Origin of the sequence: Microbacterium sp. T32, assembly GCF_001619615.1 — a bacterium.
In the GTDB taxonomy this organism is placed as follows: Bacteria; Actinomycetota; Actinomycetes; order Actinomycetales; family Microbacteriaceae; genus Microbacterium.
This window is the reverse complement of sequence record NZ_LQQP01000005.1, coordinates 49,211-61,786: the sequence shown is the minus strand read 5'-3', so window position 1 is coordinate 61,786 and position 12,576 is coordinate 49,211. Positions and strand designations below refer to the sequence as shown.

General features: G+C 69.6%; 11 protein-coding genes. 5 read left to right on the top strand and 6 right to left on the bottom strand.

Translation table 11 applies throughout. From position 1 onward, the window contains the following. Together AVW09_RS02415 and AVW09_RS02410 are read left to right on the top strand one after the other, a co-directional pair. The gene (locus AVW09_RS02415; RefSeq protein WP_063256504.1) at positions 1–1,167 is read left to right on the top strand and encodes a GTPase; all 1,167 of its coding nucleotides are present in this window, start codon (positions 1–3) and stop codon (positions 1,165–1,167) included. Then, positions 1,164–4,346, top strand: a complete 3,183-nt coding sequence (locus AVW09_RS02410) for a type I restriction endonuclease subunit R (RefSeq protein WP_063256503.1) — start codon at positions 1,164–1,166, stop codon at positions 4,344–4,346. The genes AVW09_RS02415 and AVW09_RS02410 overlap by 4 nt, the downstream gene beginning before the upstream one ends. Before the next feature lie 48 nt (positions 4,347–4,394). Here AVW09_RS02410 and AVW09_RS02405 read toward each other — a convergent pair whose 3' ends face one another. Together AVW09_RS02405 and ykgO are read right to left on the bottom strand one after the other, a co-directional pair. Further along, positions 4,395–5,534, bottom strand: a complete 1,140-nt coding sequence (locus AVW09_RS02405; protein ID WP_156495933.1) for a hypothetical protein — start codon at positions 5,532–5,534, stop codon at positions 4,395–4,397. Positions 5,535–5,600: 66 nt separating this feature from the next. Beyond that, entirely contained in the window at positions 5,601–5,723 is a 123-nt protein-coding gene (ykgO, locus tag AVW09_RS02400) for a type B 50S ribosomal protein L36 (protein ID WP_022877355.1), read from the bottom strand. 78 nt (positions 5,724–5,801) lie between these two features. Here ykgO and AVW09_RS02395 point away from each other — a divergent pair, with 78 nt between their 5' ends. From AVW09_RS02395 to AVW09_RS02385, 3 genes are all read left to right on the top strand, one after another. After that, entirely contained in the window at positions 5,802–6,794 is a 993-nt protein-coding gene (locus AVW09_RS02395; RefSeq protein ID WP_231901742.1) for a GTP-binding protein, read from the top strand. Between the two features lie 198 nt (positions 6,795–6,992). Then, positions 6,993–7,940 carry a thermonuclease family protein gene (locus tag AVW09_RS18300; protein WP_063256501.1) on the top strand — a complete coding sequence of 316 codons (948 nt, stop codon included), beginning with the start codon at positions 6,993–6,995 and terminating at the stop codon, positions 7,938–7,940. Between the two features lie 80 nt (positions 7,941–8,020). Continuing rightward, the gene (locus tag AVW09_RS02385) at positions 8,021–8,221 is read left to right on the top strand and encodes a hypothetical protein (RefSeq protein ID WP_063256500.1); all 201 of its coding nucleotides are present in this window, start codon (positions 8,021–8,023) and stop codon (positions 8,219–8,221) included. 130 nt (positions 8,222–8,351) lie between these two features. On the opposite strand, the gene AVW09_RS02380 is transcribed toward AVW09_RS02385, so the two are convergent. The 4 genes from AVW09_RS02380 to AVW09_RS02365 form a co-directional block, all read right to left on the bottom strand. Continuing rightward, positions 8,352–9,431: an ABC transporter permease gene (locus AVW09_RS02380; RefSeq protein ID WP_063256499.1), complete on the bottom strand. Its 1,080-nt coding sequence runs from the start codon at positions 9,429–9,431 to the stop codon at positions 8,352–8,354. Further along, positions 9,428–10,393: an ABC transporter ATP-binding protein gene (locus tag AVW09_RS02375; RefSeq protein ID WP_063256498.1), complete on the bottom strand. Its 966-nt coding sequence runs from the start codon at positions 10,391–10,393 to the stop codon at positions 9,428–9,430. Before AVW09_RS02375 ends, AVW09_RS02380 begins: the two co-directional genes overlap by 4 nt. A gap of 52 nt (positions 10,394–10,445) precedes the next feature. Next, positions 10,446–11,375: an NAD(P)/FAD-dependent oxidoreductase gene (locus AVW09_RS02370; RefSeq protein ID WP_063256497.1), complete on the bottom strand. Its 930-nt coding sequence runs from the start codon at positions 11,373–11,375 to the stop codon at positions 10,446–10,448. A gap of 87 nt (positions 11,376–11,462) precedes the next feature. Beyond that, on the bottom strand, positions 11,463–12,452 hold the full coding sequence (locus tag AVW09_RS02365; RefSeq protein WP_063256496.1) for a glycerophosphodiester phosphodiesterase family protein: 990 nt from the start codon (positions 12,450–12,452) through the stop codon (positions 11,463–11,465). Positions 12,453–12,576: the final 124 nt, after the last annotated feature.

Sequence of the window (12,576 nt, the reverse complement as noted above, 5' to 3'; positions counted from 1 at the left end):
ATGACCTCGGACGCGGAACCCACGGCAAGCAATCCGCCGCCCATCGACGACCAGGCCTTCTTCGACGCCACGGCAGACGCGAAGTCTCGCTACAGCCGATTCAACCTCGCCATCGTCGGGGGGACGGGCGTCGGAAAGTCCTCCCTTGTGAACGCGGTGTTCGGTCGTGATCTCGCGAAGGTCGGGAAGGGTCTCCCGGTCACGCGCGGCGTCCACTACTACAACGACGACATCCTGGGCATCTGGGATCTCGAGGGATTCGAGATCGGGACCGCGGAACAGCCTGCTGACATCCTCCGGCGCCACCTCGAGACGATCGCCGGACGACCGCCGATCGAGCAGATCTCGGTCGTCTGGTACTGCGTTCTTTCCCAACTTCCCCGGCTGACCGAACGTGACATCGCCATGATTCGAGAACTCGACGCGCGGGGGCTCCCGGTCGTTCTCGTGCTCACGAAGGTCGACTGGGTCAGGAACCCGGTGACGGGACGACGCTCCGCACCGGACGACGTTCAGGAGTTCGCCGACTGGCTCGAGGATCCGCGGGACGAGGACGGGCAGCGAATCGAGATCCCGATCCGCCGCGTCATCCTGACCTCCGCAAGCGGTAAGCACGGGAAGGGCAAGGGGCACGGCCTCGGTGATCTCGTCACGGAAACCCTCGCGCTCTCTCCGGAGAACGAGAAGGACGCGTTTCGCATCGCGCAGCGACTCAACCTCCCCTGGAAGCGCGACATGGCCCGCCGCGTCATCGGCGCCGCCACCACCGCCGCTGTCGGAGCGGCGGCGGTTCCGGTTCCCGTCGCGGATGCCGCGATCCTGGCGCCGATCCAGCTCGGAATGATGGGACGTATCGCGGTCATCTTCGACCTCGAGATGAAGACGATGCTCTCCGCCGGCGGACTTGCTCAACTCGGTGTGCAACTCGCCGGCAAGTCCCTCGCCACGAGCTTCCTCAAGATCATTCCCGGCGCGGGCAGCGTCATCAACGCGGGCGTCGCCGGAGCACTCACCGCGGCGACCGGGGAGGGGTGGATGCGGCTCTGCGAGCAGGTCCACACCGGCAAGATCGATCTCGCGAATGTGGGCGGGGCGCTCGGCGACTTCGTCCCTGGGCTCCTCGATGTGGTGAAGAAGCTGGCCGAACAGAAACTGGCGAAGAAATGAACCTCCTGGCCGAATCCACGTGGGAGCAGGACGCCATCGACCGGCTTTCCGAGCCGCTGGGCTGGCGGCCGGTGCGCGGGGAAGACATCGCGCCGGGCAGCGGCGAGCGCGACACGTGGGACGACCCTCTCATCCGCCCGCGCCTGCTGGACGCACTGCGGCGCCTGAATCCTGGCATCCCTGCCGAATATCTCCGCCAGGCGGTCGCCGAGATCGCCTCCCCGAAATCGCAGGACGCGCTGACGGAGAACTACCGCATCCACCAGTACCTGGTGAGCGGGTACCCGCTCAGTTACATCGACACGGACGGTCGCGAGCAGAACCCGCGCCTTCGTCTGCTGGGCTCCGATCCGTCGGACAACGACTGGCTCGCCGTCAACCAAGTCACTGTGCGACAGGGCGACGCGCATCGCCGGTTCGACATCGTGCTGTACGTCAACGGGATGCCCCTCAGCATCATCGAACTGAAGCGAGCGGGTGCCGAGTCCGCCGGCGTCGCCGACGCGCACGATCAGCTGCGCACATACCTGCGCGAGTTCCCGATGGCCTTCCGCTTCTGCGTGCTCACGCTCGCCAGCGACGGACTGGATGCCAAGTACGGCACCCCCTTCACCCCGCTGAATCACTTCGCACCGTGGAACGTCGATGACGACGGCATCCCGCTCACACAACCGCGGGTCGAGGGCGGCGTCTCGGTCGAGCCGATCGACGACGCGCTCGACGGACTGTTCAACCAGGAGCGGTTCCTGCAGCTCGTCCGGAACTTCACGGCGTTCGACGAGAACGCCGACGGTCTGGCCAAGCGCATCGCCAAGCCCCACCAGTACTTCGCCGTGACCAAGGCCGTGGGCCGAACGGTGCAGGCGGTCGAGACGAACGGCAAGGCCGGCGTCGTCTGGCACACGCAGGGCTCGGGCAAGTCCATGGAGATGGAGCTGTACACCAACCAGGTGTCGCGGCACCGGAAGCTCCGCAACCCGACCGTCATCGTCGTCACCGACCGGACCGAACTCGACGGCCAGCTCTTCCAGACGTTCGATCAGAGCCTGCTGCTGCCCGAGAAGCCCGTCCAGGTGCGCGAGCGCGCCCAGCTGCGCGACGAACTGCGCAACCGGAACACGGGCGGAATCTACTTCACGACCCTGCAGAAGTTCGGGCTCACCGAGGCCGAGAAGCTTTCGGGCACCGCGCACCCGCTCCTGACGGATCGGCGCAACGTGATCGTGGTCGTCGACGAGGCCCATCGCAGTCACTACGACGACCTCGACGGCTACGCCCGCCACCTGCGCGACGCCCTCCCGCACGCGACGCTCATCGCCTTCACGGGCACGCCGATCTCGTTCACCGAGCGCAATACGCAGGCGGTGTTCGGCGACTACATCGACATCTACGACCTGTCCCGCGCCGTCGACGACGGAGCCACCGTTCCCGTGTACTTCGAGCCCCGGCTCGTGAAGGTCGCCTTCGCCGACGGTGCCAGCCAGGACGACATCGACCGCGCCGCGGACGAATACACGGTCGGCCTCGACGACACCGAACGCGCCCGCCTCGAGGCATCCGTCGCCGTCGTCAATGCCGTGTACGGAGCGCCCGAACGGATCGACACCCTCGCGGCCGACATCGTGCAGCACTGGGAGGAGCGGCGCGAACGGATGAAGCCGTTCATCGAGTCCCCCGGAAAGGCGATGATCGTAGGCGGCACGCGTGAGATCTGCGCCCGGCTCTACTCGGCGATCGTCGCGCTCCGCCCGGACTGGCACTCGTCCGCCCTCGACTCGGGGCGCATCAAGGTCGTGTACTCGGGTTCGGCGACCGACCAGCCTCCGGTGAGCGACCACGTCCGTCGGGAGTCTGAGAACAAGGCCATCAAGGCCCGCCTGAAGGATGCCGACGACGAGCTCGAGCTCGTGATCGTCAAGGACATGATGCTCACGGGTTTCGACGCTCCCCCGCTGCACACCCTCTACCTCGACCGCCCGCTGAAGGGTGCGCTGCTGATGCAGACCCTGGCGCGCGTGAACCGGACGTTCCGTGGCAAGGAGGACGGGCTCCTCGTGGCGTACGCGCCGCTCGCCGAGAACCTCGCGAACGCCCTGGCGGAGTACACCGGCTCCGACCGGGAGAACCGGCCGATCGGTCGCGACATCGAGGAAGCCGTGACGATCGCCACCGAACTGGTGGCGCAGATCCGCGAGATGCTCCTGGGCTGCGACTGGCGGGCGATCGTCGCGCGCGGTGGTCCCCGCGCATGGCGGACCGCCGCCACCACGACCACAAACTACCTCCGGGACCCAGCCAACCCCCTGAACGCTCCGGATCTCGAGAACGAACGACTCTCGATGCGGTACCGCGTCGCGACCGGTCGACTCGCACGGGCCTGGGCCCTGGCATCCGGACGGGAAGGGCTCGCAGAACTCCACGACGAGATCGCGTTCTACGAGGAAGTCCGCGTGTGGATGGCGAAGTACGACGCGCGGGAACGCCAAGCCCGCGACGAACCGATCCCGGAGGACATCGCGCGCCTTCTGAGTGCGCTCGTGGCCGAGGCCATCGCCCCCGGTGAAGTGCTCGACATCTACGACGCCGCTGGGCTTCCCCGCCTGTCTCTCGACAACCTGGGACCGGATTTCCTCGCACGCGCGCAGGCCGCACCGAACCCCCATCTCGCCATCGAGGCGCTCCGCGCCAGCCTCGTGGATGCCAGCGCGATGGCGACCCGCGGCAACCTCGTCCGTCAGCGCGCCTTCTCCGAGCGCATCGCCGAGATCATGAACCGGTACACGAATCAGCAGCTGACCGCCGCCGAGGTGATCGCCGAACTGGTCGAGCTGGCAAAGGACGTCGCCGCCGAAGCCGCGCGCGGGACGACCTTCACCCCGCCGCTGACAACTGACGAGCTCGCCTTCTACGACGCCGTCTCGACGAATGAATCCGCCGTCGACCTCCAGGGCGAGGATGTGCTCGCCCAGATCGCGCGCGAGCTGGTGGCGGTGATGCGTCGGGACGTGCGGACGGACTGGACCGTGCGCGACGACGTCCGTGCCAAGCTGCGCTCGTCGATCAAGCGTCTGCTCGTGAAGTACAAGTACCCGCCCGACAAGCAGCCGGAGGCGATCAAGCTCGTCATGGACCAGATGGAGTCGATGGCACCGCGATACGCGGAGCAGCGCCTCGGCTGACGTCGGAGCACGCGAACACCACCGACACGGCGATCGGTCGGCGCGTGATCATCCCTCCGCCGCGCCGCTCTCCTGGACTTCGTTCACCAGGGTCGCGATCGCCGCGATGATGTCCGAATGCGCGCCGGGCAGAGCGTCGACGCCGAAAGTGAAGGCCTCGAGCTTGGACGGGGCCGCGCGCCCGCCGCGGATGAGCGCGAGGCGGTCCACGTAGCGACGGACTGCCTGTTCGACGGCCGGGGTCTTGGCGAGCGAACCGGGATCGACTCCGAACGTGGCGAAACGCGCACCCTGCCAATGGCTGTCGTCGGGAAGCACCCATCCGATCGACAGGGGATGCCGCCGGTCGGGAGCAGCGATCCGGATGGACGCGCCCTTCGATCCCCACTTCACCTCGATGCCGAGCGCGGCACAGCCGGAGAGAACGTCGCGCATCGCATCTCGGTAAGCGTCGTCGGCGAGACCCGACAGAAACGCCGCTTCGTCGGCCTGCCCTGCTGAGCCCGAGGCCCCGGTCTGCGACCGCCGGGAAGGCGCCGCGACGACCTGAGCCGCATGAGCGACGAGTTCCTCCCCCTGCATCCGGACGATCTCGACGAGGTAGAACTTGCCATACCGCATCGTGGCGTTGAGGTACTCGAGGCTCGTCTGCATCGCCGACGTGAAGCGTTGCGCGGCGACGACGTAGTGGATATCCCCGGTCGCGAGAACGTCCTCCAACCGAGAGACGAACGCCGCCCATCCCTCTTCGCCGAGGTCCCATCCCGATCGCGCGACGGCCTCCGCGAGAGTGGATGCCCCCCTCGAGGCGGCATCCACCCGGCCACTGGCCAGATAGCGCTGCACGACGCCGCGATCGAAGTCCTCGACCGATAGTCGCCAGAGGTCCGATCCATAATCGATGAGCTGGGCGAGCGCGTGACGGAAGTCCGGATTCTGCGGGCCGGTCTTGAATTCGATCAAGATGATGTCGCCGGATGACGCCAGGCAGATCAGATCGATGTATCCGGAGGCGAGGCTCGTCTCCCTTCCCACGACGAGCAAGTCGCCGTCGAATCCCATGTCGTCAGCGGGAATCAATTGGGGCTGAGCCTTCAGGATCTCCTGGAGGTGATGCTCGTTAGGAGCCGGCACCTCCACGAGATCGAACGACTGACCATCTCGTTGCACGAGCACTCTCCGCGGCATGGCATCCCCCTAGATCAGCCGAACACTATCGGCCGCGGATGGCATGCACGCAACGACGCGGCGCGCTCAGCCCTGGCGACCCTTCCATCGCGGGTTCAGCTTGTTGATCACGAACACGCGGCCGCGGCGGCGCACCACCTGAGCGCCGGGCTGGTTCTTCAGCGACTTGATCGAGTTGCGAACCTTCATGGCATCCTCCTGTTGATAACCGTTCTCAATAACAAGATAGGCTGTCCCCCGATTCCCGACAAACGAGAGGCGGATACCGTGAAGACGACGATCGCGACGATGGGTGTGTGCGCGCCGGAACGCCGGGCCTACGCCGAGCGTGCCGCCCTCGCCCTGGGTCGTCCGCTTCACGCGGTCGTCCGGAGCGCCGCGCACCCGCTCCCCCACCCTCGCTCGCGCATCAACGGCGAGCGCCTCGTGGTGGACCTCGGCACCGACGTCGACCTGATTCACGCGATCGCCGCGCGCGGCGGGGTCGAGGTCGAGGCGGTCTGCGTCGTCGATGCCCGCCACATGATGGGCGACCTCCTCGACGACGCTCCGCTCGTGGCATCCACCGCTCCGGGCGACCCCCGCGGCGACGTCGGCGCCCGCGCACGTCAGGCTGCCGTGGCGCTGGAGATCGCCACGCGCATCGTCTGGGTGAATTGGGAGCAGGTGCCGACGGCCGCCCTGGCCCTGCAGATGGCTCTCGCGTCGCACCTCAATCCCGGCGCCACGCTCCGGCTCACCCGTGATCCCCAGGCCGATCTGCACGCCGGCGCTCCCCGTGACCACGAGACCGAGGTGCTCGAACGCGCCGGGTGGATCCGCGCGCTCAACGACGAGCACGACCCGTACATGCGCGACAACCGGGTCAGCACCCTGCGCTACGACCAGGTGCGGCCATTCCACCCCGCCCGCCTGCAGACCTCCCTCGACCGTCTCGACCACGGCGCGGCGGGGCGCCTGGTCCGATCCGCCGGGTTCTGCCGGCTCGCCTCACGCCCCGGCATCCTGGCGCGGTGGGAGCACGTCGGTTCGGCGATGTGGATCGAACCGCTCCGCGCCGACGACGGAAACCTCGGTTTCGGGCAGGAGATCGCCTTCACCGGACTCGATCTCTCGGCGCCGCGGCTGCGACACATCCTCGACCTCGCGGCTCTGACCGACGACGAGCTCGCCGCCGGCCCCGACGCCTGGGCCGCGTTCGACGACCCGCTCCCGGCGTGGCCGACGGTCGACCTGACGATCCCGGATGCCACCGACTGACGGCACCCCGGATCCACCGCCACCCCACGAACACACGCGCCCCTTTTCCCGCTATTCTCGGAATCAATTGGGGGGATTTCCCACGCGTCGGGGGGCGCATTCATGATTCGATCGACCGTGCGCGCAGGCGCAACAAATCCGTTTTCCGCGCCCGGAAGCCGTCAGACGAAAAGACGCATTCCGACCTGGCTCTGGATCGTGCTCGGCGTCGCGCTGCTGATCGTGGCGCTGATCCTGTCGCCGATCTTCGCCGTCATCTTCCTCATCATTCTGATCACGGGAATCGTCGGTCTCGCGAAGAACAGTCGCACATGGCTGCGCTTCCGGAGCCGCAAGACCGCCGCCTGGGTGACGGCCGTTGCCGCCGTCGGAGTGCTCGCGACCGGCGGAATCACGAGCGCCACCGTCGCCGGCGCGGCACAGAAGGCCCCCGTCGCCTTCGCTGCGACGCCCGCGACCTCCGCCCCGCCGTCCGATGCGGCATCGGCGGCGCCGTCCCGCACGCCCCGACCGACTCCGACGCCGACTCCGACGCCCACTCCGTCGGCGACGACGACGCCGGTCGAAGTCCGTTCGGTCATCGACGGCGACACGATCGACACGAGCGTCGGCAAGGTGCGACTCATCGGCATCGATGCCCCCGAATCCGGCTCATGGGGGTACGACCAGGCCACGGCGGAGCTGACGTCCTTCCTCGCTCCCGGCGGTGTCGTCCTCGTGAGCGTCCCCGGGCGCGACGACAAGGACAAGTACGGGCGGCTGCTGCGCTACGTCCAGGTCAACGGCCAGGATGCCGGCACCCACCTCATCGGCACGGGATGGGCCGTCGCGCGGTACGACGGACGCGACGGCTACGGTGCGCACCCGCTGCAGGCGAGTTACATCAGCCTCGACGAATCGGTCCCCATGCCCACCGAACCGGCGCCCGCACCGCCGGCGCCCGCAGAGCCGGAACCGGCGCCCGCACAGCCGGAACCGGCGCCCGCGCAGCCGGCCCCCGCCGACCCGGCCCCCGCGACGGACCCGCACTTCGGGTCGTGCAAGGAGGCCAACGCCAACGGCTACGGGAACTACGTGCGCGGACAGGACCCCGAGTACGACTGGTACAAGGATCGCGACAAGGACGGGGTGGTCTGCGAGTTCTGAGCCTCGCGAGTGCCGAGGTCCACGGCATCCGTCCTGTCAAGCCACTCGCCGGGGCGGCACCCTTCCGGCACCGTGGCCGCATGAGCACACCGGATCTCCCCTCCCGCCACGCCGACGATGCCCGTGCCGACAGCGGCGCGCCCACAGATGCCGTCACCGACGACGTCCGCGAGGATGCCGCCGAAGCCGAGGAGAACGTCGACCTCGACGATCACACGGGCGACGCCCTCACCGACGCCGAGGCCGACGACGATGCCCCTGCCGCGGAGGGCCACGCCTGAGCGGCCCGGGCGTTCGTCGGCACGTCGGGCGGGTGACGCGCGCGGTCGCGCCCCGCACGTCGCCGTGGCGCTCGAGGCGCGGCTGCGGTGACGCACAGGCGATCCGCGTCTCTTCCGAGGCCCCGCGAGCTCAGGCGATCCGCGTCCCGGGCGGCAGCCGCCGGGCCGGGGTCCGCGTGCGGGCGATGCCCCACGCGAGCAGACCGGCGCTCAGCAGCAGTTGCAGGAACAGCCCGACGAACCAGCTCGGGACCGTGCCGGCGATCCGGTCCTCCATCGAGCGGTCCTGAAGCGTCACGCCGGCGCAGGAGTCATAGGACGGTGCCGGGTCGGGGGGAATCTGCGCGAGCCGCACGCCCGACGCGATCTGCGAGAAGAGGTCCGACGGATTCCCGTACTTGTCATACGTCGGCGGCGTCGCGTCGGCGAGGATGACGAACGGGTTCGCCGCCAGCACACCCCAGACGCGGTCGAACCGCGGCACCTCGCTCGTGTACGACGAGGTCGTGCACCCGATCTCGTCGAGCCGCGGACACTCGGTCGCGTCGTTCTCGAGATACGGATCGCACCCGACCGGCACCGCGTTCCAGTCCACGTCGCGTGTCGTGACGGTCTGCTCGGTCCGCAGCGCCGTGCCACCGAGACCGAACGCGATGACGGTCCCGTGCGTCAGCGCCGCCACGATCAGGTACGTCGTCGCCACGGAGAAGACCGGACGCGCCACGATCGCGCTCACCCCGACCCCGATCGCCGCCACGACGCCGACCTCGAGGACCAGGATGCCGAGCGACGAGGCGATGACCGCGGGGTTGAGCTCGCCCGCGAACGTCGCGACCACGAGGAAGGGCAGCGCGACCACGAGGAACGCGAGACCCGAGATCCACGCCGCCAGGAACTTCCCGAGCACGATCTCGGCCGTCGTGACCAGCGTCACCTGCACGGGAGCCAACGTCGCGGCATCCCGATCTCCGTTGACCGCGCTGCCGCTCAGCGTCGGCGACACCAACAGCACGAGCAGCAGCACGAACATGATGACGAGCGAGTAGAACCAGCCGTTGCCACCCTCGTTCAGCGAGAACGACGAGAACGACAGCGTGAGGAGCGCGAGGAGGATCACCGCGAAGATCCCGAGCAGCACATACCAGCCCACCGACCGCACGCGCTGGCGCAGGTCGATGCCGATCACCGTGCCGAGCCGGCGGACGTTCATTCGGGGCTCCCCTCGGTCGCGGCGTTCCCTCGCAGGTCGAGGAACGCGTGTTCGAGGTCTCCCACCGCGGGGGCGTACTCGACGATCGGGATGCCGGCTCCCACGAGGGCCCGGAGGCCCGCGACGGCGGCTCCTTCGTCGGCGAACGGCACGAGGAGGTCGCGTCGATCGACGCCCACCTCGTCCGGTGCGCGTCCCAGCGCCCCCGCGACGGCCTCGCGGTCGAAGGCTGTTCCCCGAGAAGCATCGACCGCCACCCGCACCCGCCAGACGCGGACGCGCGCGGTCGCCGCGGCGACACGATCACGTCCGACCGTGCGGCCGTCGAGCAGGAAGACCGCGTCGTCGACGACCTCCTCCAGTTCCGACAGCACGTGGCTGGAGATGAGGATCGTGCGCCCCTCGTCCGCGAGGCGCCGCAGCAGCACGCGGAGGTCGATGCGCGCCTGGGGGTCGAGGCCCGACGCGGGCTCGTCGAGCAGCAGCACGCGCGGCTCGTGCACGAGCGCGCGCGCGAGAGCCAATCGCTGCTTCTGCCCGCGGGACAGCACCCGCGCGGCGGAGCCGGCGAGCGGCACGAGGTCGACGAGTTCGAGCAACCGGTCGGCGCGCGTTCGCGCCTCGGCGCGGGACAGGTCGTAGAGCTGCGCCGTCGCGACCAGCACCTCGCGCGCGGTCAGCGTCGGCCACGCGCCCAGGGAGTCCGGCATCCATCCGAGGAGTCGCCGTGCGCCCGCCGGGTCGGCGACGGGGTCGACCCCGCCGATCCGGATCTCGCCCGCGTCGGGTCGCAGCAGCGACGCCAGCATGAGCAGCAGCGTCGTCTTGCCCGATCCGTTCGGCCCGACGAGGCCCGTGACCCGGCCCGGTTCGGCCGTGAACGTCACGTCCGCCACCGCCGTCACGGCGCCGAACGCCCTTTTCACCTGCACCGCTTCGATGCCCGCGCCCCCTGCGTCCATTCCCCCACCCTATGCGCGGCCTCCGACACGGCCCGGGGTTTGGGGCGAGCGTTCAGGATGCCGCGAGCGCGCGGCCGAGGGCATCGCCCGACGCCCACGCCGTGCGGACCGCGGGCGACTGGCCCCACGCGTCCCCGCACAGGGACAGCCCCGGCGAGCGGAAGAACGGCTCGCCGGTCGCCCGGGCGGGGCGTGCGAACGTCCAGCGGTGGGCGTGCGTCGCGACCGGCTCGGCGTCGATCCGCAGCAGTCGCCGCGTGGCCGCCACGACCGGCGCGACCGCGGCATCAGGGTCGTCGAGGTACATTCGCGCGGCTCCGCCGGTCGTGTGGACCACGAGCACCGGCGCGCCATCGCCGCGGCGGTCCCCGTCGTCCGCGATGAAAGCGACGTCGGGGTCACCGTTCACGAAAGCGCCGTGCAGATCGGCGGACCAACGCCGCTTCTCCCAGCGCAGCACCACGGCGAGCACCGGCTCCCAGTCCTGCGGAGCGACCGGGATGCCATGCCCCAGACGCCGCGCCTGCGGTTCCGGCATCGCGAGCACCACCTCACCGGCATCCTTCCCGTCCACCCGGTACGGAGCGACGCGCTCGACCTCCCGCCCCGACTCGACATCGACGCCGTCGGCCAGATCGAGGACGAGCGAACGCGAGCCCGCCGGCGCCGCCCACCGCATCCGACCGCTCTTGCGGGTCTCGGTCCCGTCGGCGTCGAACGCCGAGAACGTGTCGGTCCACGGCCGCGCGATGCCGCGCGTCTCCCAGCCCGCGACGACCCGCGCGAACCGTTCGTCGTCGCCGACGACGAAGTACGACGCCCCGAGGTCGACAGCACGCCCGTCGATGGTGCGGCTCGCCAGGCGCCCGCCCGGCCGGCGCCCGCGGTCGATCACGCGCGCCGTCCCCCCGGCATCCTGCACCGCCCGCGCACACGCGAAGCCCGAGATGCCTCCGCCGACCACCGTCACGTCCACCGTCATTTCGCCATCCTCCCGGGCACGGTCGCGCCGCAGTCGGGGCTTGCGCCTCCGCGCGGGCGCGGTCGCGCGGGTGTCGCGGCCCTGCGCCTACGCGCCGAAGAACGCCACGCCCAGGTCGGGGTGGTCCACGAACACGCCGTCGAGCGCGGAATCTCGGAGCACCGCCCACTCCCGCTCGTACCCGCCGAACTCCGCCGGTCCGCCCGTCCCCTGGAACACCGGGAGCAGGAACGCGTTCTCGGGCCGACACGTCCACGTGAACACCCGCAGCCCGCGCTCGTGCGCGCCCGCGACGAACGGCGCCGGCGCCCGAACCACCCCGGCCGCATCCGGCGCGAGGATCAGCCGCTTGTCAGGGCTGATCCCGTCGACCTCCCGCGCCAACACGTCGAGCCCCGCGGGTGTGAGCATCGACGCGTACGACGCGGCATCCGCCCCGTCCCGCTCGCGCAGGTCCCAGGGCGCCCCCTCGGCCTCGATCAACTGCACGAGGGGAGCCTGGATGCCACGCTCCCGCAGCCGCTGCAGCACGAGAGGTTCGAACGACTCGATGACCAGCCCCGGGTCGTCCCACCAGGCGGCATCCCGTAGCTCTCGCTCGACGAGCGCGGCCATGTCGAACCCGGCGCGGGCGAAGAACGCCGCGTGCTTGATCTCGAGCACCACACCGACGCCGCCGGCCCGAGCGAGGTCGAGCACGTCGCGGAGGCTGAGCACCGAATCCTCGTCGTCGTGCGCCGCGCTCGCCGGTCGCAGCGCCGGGATGCGCTCGCGGCAACGGAGGGTGCGCAGCTCCGCCCAGGTGAAGTCCTCGGTGAACCAGCCATCCAGGAGTTCGCCGTCGACAAGGGCCTCCCGGCGGCGATCCGCGAACTCCGCGCGCGTCAACACATCCGTCGTGGAGCCGATCTCGTTCTCATGCCGCACGATGAGAACACCGTCCCTCGAGGGCACGACATCGGGCTCGATGGCATCCACGCCCGCGGCGATCGCGCGCTCGTATGAGGAGCGGGAATGCTCGGGAAGATACCCCGGCGCGCCGCGGTGACCGATGATCAGGGGGCGCTCGACAGGCACGCGCCCAGGGTATCCGGCAAGCGCTCCGCTCAAAGCAGAATCCCAGTCGGCACAAGGATTCTCCCGGCCTGCTCGGCTAGTGTTGGTCTACAGCACGGTGCTGTGATCACCAGCAATTTGGAGT

Bases quoted from the DNA above. Each gene is read 5' to 3' on its own strand.
- AVW09_RS02415 (WP_063256504.1), top strand. From the start codon at position 1: ATGACCTCGGACGCGGAACCCACGGCAAGCAATCCGCCGCCCATCGAC.
- AVW09_RS02410 (WP_063256503.1), top strand. From the start codon at position 1,164: ATGAACCTCCTGGCCGAATCCACGTGGGAGCAGGACGCCATCGACCGG.
- AVW09_RS02405 (WP_156495933.1), bottom strand. From the start codon at position 5,534: ATGCCGCGGAGAGTGCTCGTGCAACGAGATGGTCAGTCGTTCGATCTC.
- ykgO (WP_022877355.1), bottom strand. From the start codon at position 5,723: ATGAAGGTTCGCAACTCGATCAAGTCGCTGAAGAACCAGCCCGGCGCT.
- AVW09_RS02385 (WP_063256500.1), top strand. From the start codon at position 8,021: ATGAGCACACCGGATCTCCCCTCCCGCCACGCCGACGATGCCCGTGCC.
- AVW09_RS02380 (WP_063256499.1), bottom strand. From the start codon at position 9,431: ATGAACGTCCGCCGGCTCGGCACGGTGATCGGCATCGACCTGCGCCAG.
- AVW09_RS02375 (WP_063256498.1), bottom strand. From the start codon at position 10,393: ATGGACGCAGGGGGCGCGGGCATCGAAGCGGTGCAGGTGAAAAGGGCG.
- AVW09_RS02370 (WP_063256497.1), bottom strand. From the start codon at position 11,375: ATGACGGTGGACGTGACGGTGGTCGGCGGAGGCATCTCGGGCTTCGCG.